Below are 18,349 nucleotides of genomic sequence, written 5' to 3'. Positions count from 1 at the left end.
TGTGAGTTTATGGAATGCCGCCGTTTAAAACAATTAGTTCGTGACTGGTATCATCAGGTAATGGAGGATGCCTTGGCCCCGGCGAGAATGATGGAATTTATTAAGAGACATATAGAGCGCTGTCCTGTCTGCCAGACAGACCAAGCCCTTCCCAACGAGATCGAAAAAATCCGTGAGTTGGTCCGAGCTCCTGCCCCAACAGATGAAGAGGAAAAGCTTGCCTGACCTCTCTTTACAAGACCAAGATAGCCATTAGAATTTGCATCCAGAGCGCCGGTAGCTCAACAGGACAGAGCAGCGGACTTCTAATCCGCAGGTTGGGGGTTCGAGTCCTCCCCGGCGCGCCAAGATTGGTTTTCTTGCAAGGCCATTTTATTTAAGGCCAAACTTCTCTAAAGATATTTTTAGCCTATTCCTACTTATAGGTAATTTATGTCCGTTTTGGAGTAAGACGAAATATTTACCTCTTTCTCTTGAGAGCTTTTTTATCTTCTTGAGGTTTACAATAAAGCTTCTATGTATTCGCATAAAGTTAGAAGTATCTAATTTTTTCTCAAATTTTCCCATAGGTAAAGGACTTAAGTACTTTTCATTGCAAACATAAATATCCGTATAATTTCCTGCTGCCTTTAGATAATCAATTTCTTCTATATCTAATAATAGCAAATCTTTACCTTCATAAGCCGGCAATTTGATAATTGTTTTATTTTCTCCAATCAGGATATCGGTAAGGTCATAGAGTAAAGCTATGAAGTTTTCTTTATATTTACCATTTAATGTGAATACCTTTCCCAAAAGGATTATATCCTTTTTCTCTTTCTGAGAGAGAATTTTCAGGATATAATTATCACTTTTTCCTGCAAATTGGGCTTCTTTTATCATTTGGGTAATTTTATAGAAGGCCTCTTTTGAGTGGAGCTCGGGGAGGGAGGAAGAAACCCCTTCAGTTAAGCGGAATCCTAAAATTCTTTCTATGGTTTCATTAACACATAAAATATTAAACTCTTTATCAAAGATAACTATGCCTATACTGAAACTTTGTCTTAAATAATCAAGAGATAACATTTCCAGCGGAAGCAGAGTTTTATAACAACTATAACCTCTGCTTCCGCTGTTTTCTAGTCAGTTTTCCAGCCCAAGGCCTTCCTTTTTTGCAAAATAATTTCTTCCATAAGATCCACAGTTTTCAGTGGATCTTCTTCCAGAAAGAAGTACCCACCCAGAAGGTCCTTAATATTAATTCGAGCAGAAAACACTCGACAATAGGGCCAATCTCTGGTATACAAGGATATGGACTCTAGCCCTCCAAAAGTTCCCAAAATAGACGCACGTAAACTTCCTCCCAAAGCTCAAGAAGCTTTGCGTTTTAGAGCCGTCCACGCCGTGTTGGAACAAGGAAAAACCCAGGAAGAAGTGGCCCAAATGTTGGGAATAGCCAGAACCACTGTGACTTACTGGCTAAAACTTTATCGCCAAGGTGGGGAGGAAGCCCTTAAAATCAAGCCTCGCGGACGTCCTAAGGGAGGAAAACTTTTGGGCTGGCAAGCAGCTACCATTTGTAGCATCATCCGGGACCGTTGTCCTGATCAGTTGAAGCTTCCCTTTTCCCTTTGGACCAGGGAGGCGGTGGGGCAACTGATAGAGAGGAAGTTTGGGATAAGGCTTTCGATATGGACGGTGGGCCGGTATTTGAGGCGATGGAATTTCACGCCGCAGAAGCCTTTGAAACGGGCCTATGAAAGAAATCCGAAGGAAGTAAAGGCCTGGCTTGAGAAGGAGTATCCCCGGATAAGGAAGAGGGCCAAGGAGGAAGGGGCAGAGATTTGGTGGGGAGATGAGACAGGGATCAGGTCAGATCATCAAGCGGGGAGGAGTTGGGCGCCGAGGGGAGAGACACCGGTGGTGGAGGTGAGCGGCAAGAGATTTCGATTCAATATGATTTCTGCCATCAACAACCGGGGGAAGCTTAAGTTTATGATTTTTAGGGAGAGATTTACGACAGAAGTTTTTCTTGAATTTTTAAGAAGGCTGATAAGATCACGAGAAAAGGGGCGGAAGATTTATCTTATAGTGGATAATCACCGTGTGCATCGGGCAAAGAGGATTAAGGAGTGGTTGAAGGGCAAAGAGGACGAGTTGGAACTGCATTATTTGCCGAGATACAGTCCGGAGCTTAATCCGGATGAGTATTTGAACCAGGATGTGAAGACGAATGCGGGGGGGAGGCGCCGGAAGCGGAGCATGGAGGAGATGGAGGGTAATGTACGCAGCTATCTTATGAGCACGCAGAGGCAGCCGGAGATAGTAAGGAGTTACTTTCGTGCTCCGATGGTAAGGTATGCCTTAGATTGATGTCGACTATTTTGTGCTCTGATTAATATCTTCCGTTAACATCTTTACCACCGTCTGGCTCCCGGTGACGGGCGGTATAGGCCAGAGATGTACCGGAATCCCGGAGGCTATAAAATATGTCCCTATGGCCATAGCTTTTTCGGTAGTCCATTCCGGAGCTGATCCGACCAAAGGAAGATCAGAGATATCGGACTTCAGATAGCCGGCCAGGGCCCCGGCCAAATTAAGCATTCGAGAACAATCCACACAGGAACCCATGTGTATAACCGGGGGGATTTTAAGGGCCTTGCATACCTTTTTTAGCCCTGGACCGGATATCTCCTGGGTTTGAAGCCGCATTAAACCAGCCTTGGCGGCAGCAATAGCCCAACAACCTGTTCCGATGACCAGAATGTCTCTTTTGATCAGTTCTTGAGTAAGGGTGGTATGGTGATAATCGTGTTTCACTTTGGGGTTGTTACAACCAACGATACCTACAACCCCTTTAATATCACCACTGATCATAGCTTCTATCAGGGGCGTAAGGCTTCCCCCGAGAAGATCAATAAGGGCTTCGTTGCTAAACCCTACTATGGCCTCTGACGTATGGTTAGGTATATTTACCTGGTTTTTATTCCGCAGGGGAAAGGCCTTAATAGCAGTCTCTATGATCTTTCGGGCCACCTCGTCAGCATTCTTTTCTTCAAACTGGATATGTAATGATTCTGGAAACTTAGCCCGATCGCTGGTGGAAATAAACTTTGTATGAAAACACTTGGCCAATTTACCTAAGGCCGGATAAATACATTGTACATCCACCACCATGGCCTCTACTGCCCCGGTAAGAATAGCCATCTCCTGGTGGAGTTCATTTCCGGCTACCGGTACCCCTTGACGCATAAGGATTTCGTTTCCGGTACAACAAATTCCAACTACATTTATCCCCTCGGCCCCCACTTCGTGGGCCAACCGCTCCATCTCGGGGTGGCTGGCCATTTCTACAATCTTTTCAGAAAGTATGGGTTCGTGTCCGTGAATAACAATATTGACCTTATCCGCGGAGAGTACCCCTAAATTAGTCGAAATGGCTCTTACCCTGGGAGTCCCGAAGATGATGTCCTGGAGTTCCGTGGCCATCAGAGAGCCTCCCCACCCATCCGCCAGAGAGGTCCTTACCCCCTGAAGCAAAAGAGAAAGAGGGTCATGATCCACCCCCATGGTAGTTCGGTGAAGAGACTCAGCGATTTCTCGATCTATATTGCGGGGGAGAATTCCCATTTTCTTGGCAGTCTGCTTATAGAGATTTTTCTCTAACTCCTGCCAACGCTTCAGTCTTTGAGGGGGGACATACGACTTAAGGAATTTTAAAGCCTCCTCGGCCTGTCTTCCAAAATCCTCCATGGCCACCCCGGCTACTTCTTTGGCCAGGACAAGAAGCTCCTTTTGGGTCTCAAGGCCCAGGCGCCCAGCTACAGCCTTGAGTTTCTCGGGATCTGCTATTCGATAATCTTGATTTTCGCCGCTGGCTATCTCAGCCAATAAAATGGCTACTGCCCGGGCATGATCAGAGTGAGCCGCCACCCCGGCCGCGATGGCTCGCACCACATTGCGGGCTACTATAGTGTCCTCATTGGCACCGCAGACACCAAATTTGGTCTTTTGGCTAATCCGACAGGGCCCCATGATGCAATTGCGACAACAAACGCCCTGAAGGCCAAACTTACAATGGGGAGTTTGAGAATCCAGCCTATCCCAAACAGTCTCATAGCTCTGGGAAACTTTAAGCAACCCTTTAATTGCGGGGTCAACACTTCTTTCTTCTGCTCCCATTGCTGCCTCCAAATTTATAAAATTTAACGAAAAGATCTTCGATTAGTGCCTAAACTTAAATAGTAAGTTTAAGGATTTTAGAAGGGTTTTAGCCGGCCTGATTTTACAATTATGGAAACTTTGAAGAGACCTTAAAAATAAGGCTGATAAGATTCTACGTTTTTTTTAAAGACAATCCTACATATTAATTGATTAATGGTTTTATGTCTTTATGAAGTGGCTCATAAGTTGATAAGAAACCCGTTCGGGAAGTGCTTAAGGGCATCAGCAGGCCCCTTCGTTGTTAAGGGGGGCTACTAGCGGGCCGGCCTTGTCTCTGATAGACTTTTGCCCCCAAGGGATTTAGAGGGTTGGCCGGACTTTCTCGGCGAGAAACGCCTCTTAAGCCTCTTAAAGACCCTACCAGTATAGCCGAGATAAAGATAATAGCTAAAACACAAAAAGACGGAGCCTTCATGAGAGAGTTCTCTTTTAAGATTCTGGAAGACTTTATTAAGAAGGAATCAACCAGTGGAATTCTGCTGATCTTTAGTACCATTGTGGCCCTTCTCTTTAGTAATACCCAGTTAGTATCCTTATATAATGGTTTTCGATATGTGCCGGTAGAGATTCGTCTGGGGGATCTATATCTGGCTAAGCCCCTTTTTCACTGGGTAAATGACGGCCTTATGGCCATCTTTTTCTTGTTAATTGGCCTAGAAGTAAAAAGGGAAATCCTGGAGGGGCATCTATCTTCACCGGCCCAGCTGGCTCTTCCTGGAATCGCCGCCCTCGGAGGGATGGCCATTCCGGCCTTAGTTTATGTGGCTTTTAACTACAACAACCCCGCGGCCCTTGATGGATGGGCCATCCCTGCGGCCACAGACATCGCCTTTGCCCTGGGTATTCTCTCCCTGGTTAACGACAAAATTCCCCTTTCGCTGAAGACCTTTTTGATGTCTTTGGCTATCATTGATGACCTGGGGGCCATTATTATCATCGCCCTTTTTTATACCAGCGAGCTCTCCATGCTCTCCATTATTATTGCCAGCATTTCCTTGGTAGCGCTTATCGTGGTCAACCGTTTGGGGATAACGAAAAAGGCCGCTTATTTTGTCCTGGGAACCATCCTCTGGGTCTCGGTGCTTAAGTCTGGGGTTCATGCCACTTTGGCCGGAGTGGCCTTGGCCTTTACCATTCCGCTCAAAAGTAAAGACAACAGATCTCTGGCCAAGGAAATAGAACATGACCTTCATTTCTGGGTAGCCTTTTTCATTCTGCCTCTTTTTGCCTTTGTCAACGCCGGCGTAAACCTAGAAAAGATTGACCCAGCTAGCTTACTTGAACCGCTTTCCCTTGGGATTATTTTGGGTCTCTTTTTGGGAAAACAAATAGGGGTCTTTGCCTTCAGTTGGCTGGCTATCAAATTGGGTATAGCCAGGCTTCCACGAGATGCAAGCTGGCTTCAGTTCTATGGTGTTTCTGTTTTAACAGGTATAGGCTTTACGATGAGCCTCTTTATCAGCTCCTTGGCCTTTCCTGACCCAAAGACCTTTCAATATTTAGATAAAGCGGCCATCCTAATTGGCTCTTTTCTTTCGGGAATGATGGGATTCCTGATCCTTAAATACGCAAAACCCTCTAAACTTTCGTTTAGTAAAATTTAATTAAAAAGAACATTTTAGGCTTTCTTTTTAAGGGGGCTCATCAAAGTGGTCGATTCAAGAATTGACAAAAGACCAGAGAGCCCCAATGGGAAAAAACCCTCTTACCCAAGCAGAAAGATCCCTTTTGGAGGGCCTGAAGCACCAATTAGGAGAGGAAAGACTCTTACGGCTCTGGGAAAATTTTTACAAAGAGTTAGAGAAGATTCCCGAGGCCCGGAAGATTCTTCAAGGTCGGGATCTTGAGGCCCTTAAAAGACACCAGAGGATCCATTTCCAGCGACTCCTTGGACCTTACAATGATGACTTCCGTCAAGGGTGCCTCCGGATAGGAGAAGTTCACGCCCGTGTGGGAGTGCCTCCAGAGGTTTTTTTAAAGGGTTTTATTGTCTACGTTGAGCTTCTGATGAAAGAGCTCCTTGGTCTTTCTCATGTAGTGGGGGAAGAGATTATCCTGGCCCTCAATAAAGTTTTCCTCTGGCACCTGGAGCTCAGCCTTTCGGCCTATTTTAGAAGCAAAGAGGAGGAGCTTCGGAAGACCCAGAAAGACCTTAAAAAACTTAACCGGATTTATGAAATCCTAAGGGAAATCAACCTTCTCATCTTTGAGGAAAAGGATCGTCAGCGACTCTGTAAAAGGGCCTGTGAAGTTCTTTATCAAAAAGGAGGGTTTGATCTTGTCTGGATAGGTGTTGCCGAGGGCGAGAAAATCAGGCCTTTGGCCGCGGCTGGCAAAACTTCTTATCTTGAAGGAATAGTTCTCAAAGTTTCTCCTGAGGCTCCAGAGGGTCTAGGACCGGCAGCTCGCTCTTTGAGGGAGAAAAGGAGCATTATAGTTACCGACATTGCGGCTGATCCCCTCTTTAGACCTTGGGCCCTTCGAGCCCGGAAGCACGGTTTCGGTTCGGTTATAGGCCTACCCTTGTGGATAGAGGACAATGTCTGGGGGGTCCTTCTTTTATATCATCATCGCTCCGGTTTTTTCTCGTCTCGAGAAAGGGAGCTTCTTGAGGAGATCGCCAGGGATCTCTCTCTAGGGCTCAGTTACATTGCTCGGGGAGAAAGTCTGGAGGAGAGCCTTTATCGTGATCAACTAACCGGCCTGCCCAACCAGAGATCCCTAATGAGAACCCTGGAGCACGAAGTCTGGGAGGCGGAAACCAGAGGACAGAGCCTGGCCCTGGTTTGTTTAGATATAGACCAGTTTTCTTTCTTTAACCGGAGTTTCGGTCGTCGGAAAGGAGATCATATCTTGCGGGAAGTGGCCAAAAGGCTGGCCAATCTACGACGAATGCGGATAGAGGCCTTCCGCATCGGAGCCGATGAGTTCGCCCTTCTTCTTCCGCTGGAGACCAACGGTCCCCCACTTGAGTGGTACCTGGAGCAGATAAGAGAATGCTTGGAAAAACCTTTTGAAGAAGGGGGCGAAAGGTTCATGTTAACCGCCTCCCTGGGGCTAGCCATATTTCCTCAGGATGGCCGCAGCGCTGAGGAGCTCTTTGTAGCTTCCGAAACTGCCCTTAGAGCAGCTCGTAAGAAAGGGGCCTCCGGCTTTTCGGCTTACTCTGCCCATCAGGAAGAGCTTTTTGAGACCCGTTGGGAGATGCTGAGCATTTTAAAGGAGGGGCTGAAAGAGGGCTGGTACACCCTCTACTATCAGCCCAAAATTCGGGTAAAAGATCGCAAGGTAGTAGGATTCGAAAGCCTTCTGCGGCTAAATATCCCTCGACGAGGGATTTATCCTCCGGCGAAGTTTATCCCCTTGCTAGAGGAAAGTGGTTTGATTGTGCCAGTTGGGGAGTGGGTCCTGGCCGAGACTTGTAAGTTAATTCGAGACAACCGCCTTGATCTGAGTGATCCTTTGGTCTTTTCCATCAACGTCTCCCCTACCCAACTGCGGGAAGAGGGCTTTGTTGAGCGCTTTCAAGAAATAATAGAACTTTTCCAGGTGGATCCCCGGAGACTTCGCCTTGAGATCACCGAAAATGCCCTAATAGACGGAACAGAACAGATGATCAAGAAGCTTATGGCCTTGGCAGACCTGGGGCTCAGTCTTTCTATCGACGACTTCGGCACGGGATTTTCTTCCCTGGCCTATCTTAAAAGATTGCCTTTTTCCTATCTCAAAATAGACTACACCTTTGTCTTCGGAGTACCAGATAACCGTGAGGATGTGGACATCATCAGGGCCATTATGGATCTAGCCAGAAATTTCGGTAAGAAGACGGTGGCCGAAGGGGTGGAAAGGAAAGAACAGCTCATCTTCCTCGCTGGTCTGGGGGTGGACGAGGTTCAGGGGTTTTATTTTGCCAAACCCATGCCTGAGGCTGAGGTCAAAGATTTTCTTAAGGCCTATCGTTCAGAAAACTTTTTCTGGTAATCTGATACCTGTAAGTTTTCATCAGATTCTCTATAATCTTAAAAAACTTGCCGACATTTATAGCTTTTAAGTCTCTCCTGAGCTCCCTGTCAGCTTTGTAGATTATCTTAAGTAGTTAATTAGAACCACCAGGACAGTTAGCAACTTTAATGGATACTTAATTCTGTTTGTCTCAAAACTTCTCTTGCGTATCTATCCTCTCGGGAAATCTAAGCTTATAAACTTATAATAATAGCCCTTCTTTTTTGTTTAGAACTAATCTATTTGGTTCTTAAGATATATAAGATCAGGTGAGAAATAAAAAGAACGGAAACATAAAAAAACAAATAATCTTAAAAAGCTTTAAGAATATCCGAAAGACAACATTGCTATTTATAACAAAAAAGATCATATAAATAACAAGAGTCGAATATTTATTTAGATACAAACTAATTACTTAGTTAGTAAAGCTATCAAAGTTGTTACACAATATAGGGAGAACTTATGGCCAAAGCCGTTAGGTTAGAGGAAGGAGTAGTCAGTCTCCTTCGAGATCTTATGGAGGCAGGGATAATAGAGGCCGTGGTGACTCTGAGATCTGTGCCTCAAGAGAGATCCGTAGTTTGGTCCCTAGTACCCCTCCCTGAAGCCCTCTCCTCGGTGCATCCCTGGTTCCCTTCCATGCCTCAAAATGGGGCGAAGGTAGTTTCGCGGCTTAGCAAGCAGATGGATAATTCTTCCCGCCTGGGTGTGGTTTTAAGACCCTGTGAAATCCGGGCTCTCAGGGAGCTGGCCAAGCTGGGTCAGACCAATCTGGATTGTCTCTTTATCATAGGCCTGGAGTGTCTAGGAGTCTTTCCCCTGGAAAGGATTTTTTCCGAAGAGACAGAGATCTTCCAGGTAGAAAGAGACTACCTTGAACATCTTCGGGCCGGTGAAGATATCCCCGGTATTCGGGCCATTTGTCGGGCCTGTGAAAACCCTTTGCCTGATCTGGCTGACCTCGGAGTTTGGGCTCGGGGACAGGCCTCTCCCCTGCTACTGGCCCACAGTCCCAAAGGGGCCCGGGCCCTTGAAACCATGTTTTCGCCCCTAGAAGAGGTCGAAATTCCGGCCGCCTCTTACGAGATTCTTTCCCGACGTGGTGAAGAGGCCCAGCGAATGCGCCAAAGGATTAAAGAGACCATAAGGGGTTTTGAAGGCCTCACAGAGATCTTTGGCCCCTGTATTGGATGTCACAATTGTCGATCTGTCTGCCCTCTTTGTTACTGTCGGGATTGCTTTTTTACCTCGGCCTGTTTTGATTATCCACCGGAGGTCTATCTCCATCGACTTCAGCACCGTCGAACCACCCGCCTGCCTCTGGACAGCTTACTCTTTCACCTGGGTCGAATGACCCACATGGCTGGATCCTGTGTGGCCTGTGGCATGTGCGAGGATGTCTGCCCGGCAGCTATCCCCATAGCCCAGATCTTTAAAACCATAGGGGCCGAAATCCAACAGCTCTTTGGATATGAACCGGGCAAAAGGCTCGATGAGCCCATGCCACTAGTGACCTTCCGGACCGATGAGTTTCAGGATATCGGAGGCTGAAGGAGTTAAATATGCATAGCCACGGCCATCTTCGAGATCTTTTGGCCCTGCCAGGTGGGGATCAGATCCTCAAGTGTATCCAGTGCGGGACATGTTCGGGATCCTGCTCCATGATTGAGGTTATGGATTATGGACCCCGACGTCTTTTTGCCCTTCTCAAAGGAGGCGATATTACTTTAGCCCTTAGAAGTAATACCTGCTGGGTTTGCTCCTCCTGTTATCTCTGTAGTGTCCGTTGCCCCCGGGGGATAGAGATTACGGAAATCATGTATGCCCTCAAGCGTCTGGCCATTAAGGTCGGAATAAGGCCACCAAATAAGGTCTATCGGCTCTACCAAATTTTTGCCGCCGTGGTAGCGGAGGATGGCCGTCTATCAGAAGGACAACTCATGCGTCGCTTTCTGCTGGGGCATCCTGCAGAGGCCTTAAGCCGGATCCCCCTAGCCCTCAAACTTAAAGAAAAGGGGCGTCTTGAGTTTCAGGCTCGCAGATTGGTGGACCTTGAGGGATTTAAAAAAGCCCTTTCCCGAGCCTGGCAACTGGAGGAGAATCCATGAAGAGACTCTTTTTCCCGGGGTGCACCTTTGCCACCGCTGCCGGTTATGATACCTCGGTAGCTGCGGTGGCTGAGGTCTTAGAACTCCCCCTTATTGAACTCCCCGACTGGAATTGTTGTGGAGCCACGGCCTATTTTAGTCTTAATGAGCTTCCGGCCTTAATGCTTCCCGCTCGTAATTTGGCCTTAGCCGAGAACCTGGGGGCCGAGGAGCTAATTACCCCTTGCAACGCCTGCCTGGCTACCAGCGCCAAGGCCAGGCAGAAACTCCTTAAGCACCAGAGCCTGTTTGAGAAGGTTAACTGGGCCCTGGCTGAAGACCGACTTCAACTATTTAATCCTCCAAGGCTGATACATCTCCTGGATCTTTTTTTGGAGGAAAAGACCCGTCTTCTTATTAAGGTAGCCCTGAAGAGACCACTTAAAGATATCACGGTAGCCGCCTACTACGGTTGTCAGTACAGCCGTCCGCCCTTCTGGGCTGGAAGGGATCCAGAGAACCCCAACGGTCTTGAAAGGTTCGCTGCCCTCACCGGGGCCAAGGTCATAGATCTTTCCAGTAAAACGGCCTGCTGTGGGGCAGCCCAGGCGGTTATCCACAGCGAAGTCGCCCGTCGGATGGTCAAAAAGATAGTCCTGGAGGCTCGCTACAAAGGGGCGGATCTTATTGTCACTCTTTGCCCCCTCTGTCAGTTCAACCTGGAGACCCTCCAGCTCCAGGGGCAATTACGTCGTCAGCTGCCGGTCATCTTCTTTAGCCAATTGATAGGTCTGGCCCTGGGCCTGGAGTTTGAGGCCCTGGGCCTGAAGAGACTTTTGATCCCCTTTGAACCGGCTGTGGGGTTTTAGGAGGGATCATGGACAGAAGAAGGACAGGGCCGCGGGTAGGCGTCTATATCTGCCATTGTGGGGTTAACATTGCAAGTGTTGTCCGGGTGGATGAGGTTCGGGAGTTTGCCTCACGCCTGGAACACGTAACCGTGGCCCGGGACTACAAGTTCATGTGCTCTAACGTTGGTCAGGAACTAATTATCCGGGACATCAAAAGTCAAGGACTTAATCGAGTCGTGGTGGCCTCCTGTTCACCGCGGATGCACGAAAAGACCTTCCGAGAGGCCTGCCAGCGGGCTGGCCTTAACCCATATCTCTTCCAGATGGCCTCCATCAGGGAGCAGGTCTCCTGGGTGACGGAAGATCTGGATCTGGCCACAGAAAAGGCCAAAGATCTTCTCAAGGCTGCCGTCTATAGGGTTGTGCAGCATAAGCCGTTAAGCCCTCAAATAGTAGAGATTAAGGATCAAGTCCTAGTAGTTGGGGCGGGTATTGCTGGAATCGAAGCGGCCCTAAAGATTGCCGAGGCTGGAAAGACCGTCTATCTCCTGGAAAGAGAGCCCTCCATCGGGGGGCACTTGGCTCGCTTTGATAAGACCTTTCCCACCCTGGACTGTGCAGCCTGTATTCTCACCCCAAAGATGGTCTCTGTAGGGCAACATGAAAAAATTCGCCTTCTTACCTGGAGTGAAATTACCGACCTCTCCGGTTATGTGGGCCACTTCAAGGTAAAGGTTCGCCGTCGTCCCCGATATGTCTCCGAAGAGCGGTGTACCGGCTGTGGAGCCTGTTTTGAAGTCTGCCCCGTGTCCCTTCCCAGCGAGTTCGATTGCCGGCTTCAGAATCGACCTGCTATCTATAAACCTTTCCCCCAGGCTGTGCCCAATGTGGCGATAATAGACAAACAGGGCCTAAGCCCCTGTCGGGTAACCTGTCCGGCGGGAATCAATGTCCATGCTTACGTCAGGTTGGCCAGTCGAGGCAAATATAAAGAGGCCTTTGCCAAGATCATGGAAAAGGTCGTATTCCCCGGAGCCCTGGGCCGTGTCTGTCCGGCCTATTGTCAGCGACGTTGTAGTCGGGAGAAGGCCGGAGGGGCTGTTCAGATCCGGGCCCTGAAGCGTTTCATTGCTGACTGGTATTATCAAAATGTAGGCCCAATTCCTCCCTTTCCGGTCCCCAAGAAGAAAAAAGACCGTCCGGTGGCCATAGTGGGATCCGGGCCGGCAGGGCTTGCCTGCGCCTTTTATCTGGCCCTTGCTGGCCACCCGGTGGTGGTCTTCGAGGCCGAGAAACAACCTGGAGGCATGCTCCGTTACGGCATCCCTGAGTATCGTTTACCTAACAGCCTTCTTGATCAGGAGATTGAACTTATTCGGCAAGCGGGGGTAGAGATTCGCTGCGGCCAGAGGATAGATCCAGACAGAATCCAAGAGCTCAGAGAAGATTTTGCCGCCCTTTTTCTAGCCACCGGTCTGAATAAAGAGCACCGTCTTGAGATTCCGGGAGGGGATTTAGCCGGAGTCTATTACGCCCTTGAGTTTCTCAGGAGGGTCAATACCGGTCAGATAAATAAGGTGGGGGAGACGGTGGCTGTGATTGGTGGAGGGAATACAGCTATAGATGCCGCCCGCTGCGCTCTAAGGCTTGGGGCCCGCCGGGTAACCATCTACTATCGCCGCACCGAAAAAGAGATGCCGGCCTTCCCCCAAGAGATAGCTGAGGCTAGAGAAGAGGGGATAGAGTTTGAATTTCTGGTTGCCCCTTTGGCCTTTGAAGGTCGTGATGGTCGCCTTGTGGGCCTGAGATGTCAGAAAATGCGACTTGGCCGGCCAGACAGAAGTGGTCGTCCGGAACCCATCCCCCTTTCAGGTTCAGAGTTTACTGTTCCGGCCGAGACCGCCATCTTGGCCCTAGGGCAGACGCCAGATGAAGAATTTATCCAGGGGCTTTCTCTGAAGACCAAGACCGACGGCAGCATTCTGGTGGACAAGGCCACCCTGATGACTTCAGTCCCCGGGGTTTTTGCCGGTGGCGATCTGGTAACCGGTTCGGGAAGCGTTGTTCGGGCTATTGCTCAGGGGAGGAAGGCCGCCTTTTATATTGACGCTTATCTTTCTGGTCAGGCGCTAAAGGGGCTAGAGTTTGACCTTCGCCAGCGGCCCGTCTCCACCAAAGAGGTCTTAAGTAGACGTTCACCGCGCAAGAGTCAGCCTATCACTCTGCCCCGGCGGTCTCTGAAAGAGCGATTGACCAGCTTTGCCGAGGTGGAACTGACTTTAAGCGAAAAAGAAGCTCAAGCTGAGGCCAATCGGTGTTTGGACTGTGCCGGCTGTTGTGAATGTCTGGAGTGCCTTAAGGTCTGTGAAGCCCAGGCTATAGACCATCAGGATCAGGGCCAGGATTTAGAACTTGAGGTGGGCTCCATTATTGTGGCCACCGGCTTCAAGGCCTTTGACCCCTCTGGTCTTCGCCGCTATGGCTATGGCCGCCTCCCGGAGGTATATACCAGCCTGGAGTTTGAAAGGCTCAACAATGCCTCCGGACCTACCAGAGGGGAGATCAGACTCAAAGACGGCCGTCGTCCAGAATCCGTAGCTATTATTCACTGTGTTGGTTCTCGAGACGAGCAGACCCACCGGTATTGCTCCCGGGTATGTTGTCTGTACTCCATGAAGTTCGCCCACCTTGTCCGGGAAAAGACCGGAGCCGAGGTCTGGGAATTCTATATTGACATTCGAGCGCCCGGAAAGGGCTATGAAGAATTCTATAACCGGGTCCAGGAGGAGGGAGTTCATTTTATTAGGGGGCGGGTGGCTGAGGTGACCGATGCCGCTCTTTATAAACACGAAAAGGGTAAACTTATTGTTGTGGTGGAAGACACCTTAGCCGGGGTCCAAAGGCGTATTCCTACAGACATGGTTATCCTGTCAGTAGCCTTAGAGCCAGCCTCTGGGGCTGAGAAGATTGCCCACCTGATGGGTATTAACCAGGATGCTGATGGCTGGTTTAGCGAACTTCATCCCAAACTGGCTCCTGTGGCTACGGCCGCTGATGGTATCTTTATTGCCGGTTGCTGCCAGGGGCCTAAAGACATCCCTGATACAGTGGCCCAGGCGGCGGCTGCGGCCAGTGAGGCGCTTTCCCTCATCATGAAGGGCCGGGTGGAGCTAGAGCCTACCTCAGCGGTGGTAGACCCTGACCTTTGCGTGGGCTGTCGGCAGTGTCTTTCTGTCTGTCCCTTTGGGGCGATCACCTATGACACGGCTAATAGGATTTGTCAGGTAAACGAGGTTCTGTGCAAGGGCTGCGGTCTGTGTGCCAGCACCTGTCCGAGTAAGGCTATAGGAGTCAGGCACTTCGGAAACAACGAGATTATCTCCGAGCTTGAGGGGATCCTCTATTAGGAGGGATCATGGAGAAAGAACCCAAGATAGTCGGCTTTCTCTGCAACTGGTGTTCTTACACGGCCGCCGATTTGGCCGGGGTAAGCCGGCTAAAGTATCCGGCAGGGCTCCGGATTATCCGGGTGATGTGCTCCAGCCGGGTGGATCCAGTCTTTGTTATCAAGGCCCTTCTTGAGGGGGCGGATGGCGTTCTGGTGGCTGGGTGCCACCCGGGAGATTGTCATTATCAAAAAGGAAACTATCACGCTCGACGTCGCCTGGCCATGATCCACAGACTTCTTGAGACTCTAGGCCTTGAGGCCCAAAGGGTGCGCCTTTCTTGGATTTCGGCCTCCGAAGGAACTAAACTGGCCCAGGTGGTGAAGGAATTTACGCGGGAGCTCAAAGCCATAGGGCCCAACAGAGCCAAAGAATATCTCCTCTGAACCATGGGCGAGGTGGTCTTTGTCTATGGCACCCTGAAACGAGGCGAAAGGCTTCACGGTCACCTTAAGGGGGCTAAATATCTGGGGCGGGGCAAGCTTCGAAACTTTGGTCTCTATAAAGTCTCCTGGTATCCGGGCATTGTCCCCGAGAAGGGGGCTAAGGTGGAAGGAGAGCTTTACTTAATTGATGAGACCACCCTTAAGGTGCTTGATCAGCTCGAAGATGAGGGGCGGGAGTACAGGAGAGTCAGGGTTGGGGTGGAAAGAGAGGTTGGGGGGAGACAAGAGGCCTGGACTTACGTCTACATTGGTTCCCTGGCCGAAGCCATAAAAATTTCTAGTGGCCATTGGGTGGGAGAAAAAACTTAAGGGGGGGAGCCCTATGGCAAAGAAGGAAAGCACGGTTCTTATTTACGGCACCAGTCTTTCTGGGTATCGGACCGCCTATGCCCTCGGTAAGATGGGCTACAAGTGTGTCCTCCTCAACCGGGGCACCTATGTGGACGAGTATCGCAACCAGCTTCTCTCCCAGCTCCCCCTTGATTTCTGCTGGGTATGTGGGGCCATGCCCCAGCGGATGTTCATCGCCCTAGGGGCCCTTCAGGTTTTCTACAATGCTAAGATCCTGGAGGTAACCGGACGACCGGGGGCCTTCCGGGTAAAGTTTAAGAAAAGTGATCCTGTAGTTAATAACTTCGCCTGTACTGAATGTGAGGCCTGTATTCGGGCCTGCCCGGAAGAAACTGAAGTGGCCGGGGAAAAACGGCGGGCCATATTCTGTCTACCCAAGCCGGGCTGGGAGAATATCTTCCTCCTTGACAAGGATCTGTGCACCGGTTGCGGACAATGTGAGAAGGTCTGCCCTACCGGGGCCCTTAAGCTAGATCGACCGGAAGAGATTATCGAGATCAAAGCCGGGGCCATCATCCTTGCTCCAGAGTTCGATGAGCCGGGGAGAGAAGACCTTTCTCTGTTTGGTTATGGAAGGTATATCAACGTAGTTAAAAACAGTGATCTGGCCCGACGCTCTCTACTCACCAATTTTGTTAAAAGTTCCTTAGAGCGGCCTTCAGACGGAGCCATTCCCCAAAAAGTAGCCATAATCGTCACTCCCCAGTATAACCGCACCGGAATAGAGTATGAAAATTACAACTGTTCGGTCTCTGCCGTCTATCGGGCCTGGAAAATTCGGGATCTCCTGCCCGAGACCGAGGTGGTCGTCTTTCTTCGGGAGTTCAGGGGCTTCGGCAAGGGACATTATCTCTGGTACCAAAAGGCCCTTGATTCCGGGGCCCGGATCCTTCGGGCCGACTATCTTTCTCTGGAAGAAACTCCCGATAAGGGACTCCTCATTTCTTATCAGCTGGGAGGCCAAAGGGATAAGTTTGAGGCTGATCTGGTGATCCTGATTACCGGTCAGGTCCCTCCCAGCCAGATGGATTATCTTTCCAAACTTTTTGGAATTCGGGATGATGGACACGGTTTCTGCTGGGTGGAGCCCTTTTCTGCCGGAAGAACCAATGTAGCCGGAGTCTTTGCCGTGGGCGAGTTTACTGGCCCAAAAGGCAATCCGGAGACAGTCTGGGAGGCCTATGGAGTAGCCAGTGAGGTTCTTGAGTTTCTGGGAAGCCCCAATGTCACTCCACCGACACCCCCAAAACTTCGTCCTGTCTCTGGGGAGGAACCCAAGACCGGGGTGTTTTTATGTTCCTGTTTTGGGGAGTTTGAAAAAAGTCTTGATCTCAAGACCCTGGCTGAGCGAATCAAAAATCTTCCTGGGGTTACCCATGTAGAAATCATCAAAGCCTGTTGCACTCCAGCCACCATGCAGGAGACCGCCAGCAAAATTAAAGACTCTGGGGTCAACCGGGTGGTTTTGGCGGTCTGCACTCCCCTCCAAAAGCTTCTTAGGTTCCGCCGGACAGTGATGATGGCCGGCCTCTCTCCCCTGCTTCTTGAAATCTTGCGTCTGAGGGAAGATGTCATCTGGGTCCATGAAGATGGCCAAAAGATGCTGGATAAGGCCCTGGCCCTGGTGGCCGCGGGGGTGGAAAAGGTGCGTCGGGCCCAGGCGGCCCCACCTCCTACCGACAGCTTTGAAGGGCGGGCCCTGGTTATTGGTGGTGGGGCGGCCGGAATGACGGCGGCCATCACCATTGCCGAACGGGGCTTTCCGGTAACTCTGGTGGAGAAGGAAGAAGAACTTGGTGGCTTGGCCCGGGACCTCCCGGTTGATCTTGAAGGAAATGATCTGGCCACCTTCGTTAAAAACCTGGCCAAACGGGTAGAAAATCACCCGCAAATAACCCTCCTTAAGGGGGCAGAGATAAGAGATTTGTGGGGATATGCTGGTCACTTTATGGCCGAAGTAATCCAGGGAGAAAAGGTGAGCCAGATCTCGGCCGGGGTGGTTGTCGTGGCCACCGGCGCTAAGCCCTTTAACCCTCGAGGGGCCTTCCTGCATGGCAAAGACCCCCGGGTAATGACTCAGCGAGAATTAGAAAAGGCCCTGGCTGATAAGAGAATTTCGGCCGAATCGGTAGTTATGATCCAATGTGTAGGCTCAAGAAATTCTGCCCGGCCCTTTTGTTCTCGCTTCTGCTGCTCTCAGGCCCTTAAAAACGCCCTCCAGCTTCGCCAGCAGGGAAAGAAGGTCACCATTCTTTATCGAGACCTTAATACTTATGGTTTCAAAGCGGACTATCTCCGTCAGGCCCAGGAGGCAGACATTGCCTTCATTCGTTTCCCAGAAAGGAACTATCCTCGGGTTAAGGCCGAAGACAAGGCCCTTAAGATCACCGTCTTTGATCTCTCAAAAGAAAAAGAAGTTACCTTGAGCACCGAGGCCCTGGTTCTCTCGGTGGGAGTTGAGCCTGATCTTGAAACCAACCGTCGTCTGGCCAAACTCCTTGAATGTCGCCTGGATCCTGAGGGTTTCTTTGAGACAGAGACCAGCGCCTGTCCTTTTGAGGAGGCTATCAAACGTCTAATGAAACCCTTTGAGTTGGCCTCAAACGGGATCTTCCCTGTGGGGCTGGCCCATTCGCCACGTTCGGTAGTTGAGGCTGTGCTTACGGCTAAAGATGCCGCCGGACGGGCCCTGGTGTTGTTGCCCAAGGGCCAGCTTCCTCCTCCCAACGCCATGTTTGTCTCCGAAGTTCACCAGAGCAGGTGTGTTGGATGCGGGCTATGTGTCGAGGTCTGTCCCTACCGGGCCAGAGAACTTGATCCCGACAGGAGAGTCGTTCGGGTACGACCATTTCTTTGTGACTCCTGTGGGGCCTGTCTGGTGGCCTGTCCCTCGGAGGCCGCTTACCTTCGGGATGCCCGGGGAGAGCAGATAATGCCGGCTATTGATGCCCTTCTTGAATGAG

At 50.1% G+C, this 18,349-nt stretch carries 13 protein-coding genes and 1 tRNA gene; 12 read left to right on the top strand and 2 right to left on the bottom strand.

The window, feature by feature from the left end:
- The first annotated feature begins 9 nt into the window (after window positions 1-9).
- Entirely contained in the window at window positions 10-225 is a 216-nt protein-coding gene (locus G4V39_RS00830) for a hypothetical protein (RefSeq protein ID WP_166031125.1), read from the top strand.
- Between the two features lie 45 nt (window positions 226-270).
- Window positions 271-347: transfer RNA gene (locus tag G4V39_RS00825), tRNA-Arg, on the top strand.
- Window positions 348-372: 25 nt separating this feature from the next.
- Here the strand turns inward: G4V39_RS00825 and G4V39_RS00820 are convergent.
- On the bottom strand, window positions 373-1,065 hold the full coding sequence (locus G4V39_RS00820) for a LytTR family DNA-binding domain-containing protein (protein WP_166031124.1): 693 nt from the start codon (window positions 1,063-1,065) through the stop codon (window positions 373-375).
- 225 nt (window positions 1,066-1,290) lie between these two features.
- Here G4V39_RS00820 and G4V39_RS00815 point away from each other — a divergent pair, with 225 nt between their 5' ends.
- Entirely contained in the window at window positions 1,291-2,352 is a 1,062-nt protein-coding gene (locus G4V39_RS00815; RefSeq protein ID WP_166031123.1) for an IS630 family transposase, read from the top strand.
- 6 nt (window positions 2,353-2,358) lie between these two features.
- Here G4V39_RS00815 and cooS read toward each other — a convergent pair whose 3' ends face one another.
- Window positions 2,359-4,161 (bottom strand): anaerobic carbon-monoxide dehydrogenase catalytic subunit, encoded by a 1,803-nt coding sequence (cooS, locus tag G4V39_RS00810; RefSeq protein ID WP_166031122.1) that lies wholly within the window; start codon window positions 4,159-4,161, stop codon window positions 2,359-2,361.
- 455 nt (window positions 4,162-4,616) lie between these two features.
- Here cooS and nhaA point away from each other — a divergent pair, with 455 nt between their 5' ends.
- The 9 genes from nhaA to G4V39_RS00765 all read left to right on the top strand — a co-directional run bounded on the left by nhaA (window position 4,617) and on the right by G4V39_RS00765 (window position 18,348).
- Entirely contained in the window at window positions 4,617-5,807 is a 1,191-nt protein-coding gene (gene nhaA, locus G4V39_RS00805) for a Na+/H+ antiporter NhaA (protein ID WP_166031121.1), read from the top strand.
- 85 nt (window positions 5,808-5,892) lie between these two features.
- The gene (locus G4V39_RS00800) at window positions 5,893-8,184 is read left to right on the top strand and encodes an EAL domain-containing protein (protein WP_166031120.1); all 2,292 of its coding nucleotides are present in this window, start codon (window positions 5,893-5,895) and stop codon (window positions 8,182-8,184) included.
- Between the two features lie 483 nt (window positions 8,185-8,667).
- On the top strand, window positions 8,668-9,756 hold the full coding sequence (locus G4V39_RS00795) for a Coenzyme F420 hydrogenase/dehydrogenase, beta subunit C-terminal domain (RefSeq protein ID WP_166031119.1): 1,089 nt from the start codon (window positions 8,668-8,670) through the stop codon (window positions 9,754-9,756).
- A gap of 11 nt (window positions 9,757-9,767) precedes the next feature.
- On the top strand, window positions 9,768-10,313 hold the full coding sequence (locus G4V39_RS00790) for a 4Fe-4S dicluster domain-containing protein (protein WP_166031118.1): 546 nt from the start codon (window positions 9,768-9,770) through the stop codon (window positions 10,311-10,313).
- The gene (locus G4V39_RS00785; RefSeq protein WP_166031117.1) at window positions 10,310-11,161 is read left to right on the top strand and encodes a CoB--CoM heterodisulfide reductase iron-sulfur subunit B family protein; all 852 of its coding nucleotides are present in this window, start codon (window positions 10,310-10,312) and stop codon (window positions 11,159-11,161) included. The genes G4V39_RS00790 and G4V39_RS00785 overlap by 4 nt, the downstream gene beginning before the upstream one ends.
- A gap of 8 nt (window positions 11,162-11,169) precedes the next feature.
- Entirely contained in the window at window positions 11,170-14,550 is a 3,381-nt protein-coding gene (locus tag G4V39_RS00780; protein ID WP_166031116.1) for an FAD-dependent oxidoreductase, read from the top strand.
- Between the two features lie 8 nt (window positions 14,551-14,558).
- Window positions 14,559-14,975, top strand: a complete 417-nt coding sequence (locus G4V39_RS00775) for a hydrogenase iron-sulfur subunit (RefSeq protein ID WP_166031115.1) — start codon at window positions 14,559-14,561, stop codon at window positions 14,973-14,975.
- A gap of 3 nt (window positions 14,976-14,978) precedes the next feature.
- A complete protein-coding gene (locus tag G4V39_RS00770; RefSeq protein WP_166031114.1) occupies window positions 14,979-15,344 on the top strand; it encodes a gamma-glutamylcyclotransferase family protein in 366 nt (121 codons plus the stop codon).
- 13 nt (window positions 15,345-15,357) lie between these two features.
- Window positions 15,358-18,348, top strand: a complete 2,991-nt coding sequence (locus G4V39_RS00765) for a 4Fe-4S binding protein (RefSeq protein WP_166031113.1) — start codon at window positions 15,358-15,360, stop codon at window positions 18,346-18,348.
- The last annotated feature ends 1 nt before the right edge of the window (window position 18,349 follow it).

The organism is Thermosulfuriphilus ammonigenes (assembly GCF_011207455.1).
In the GTDB taxonomy this organism is placed as follows: domain Bacteria; phylum Desulfobacterota; class Thermodesulfobacteria; order Thermodesulfobacteriales; family ST65; genus Thermosulfuriphilus; species Thermosulfuriphilus ammonigenes.
This window is presented reverse-complemented; position numbering and strand designations above follow the sequence as displayed.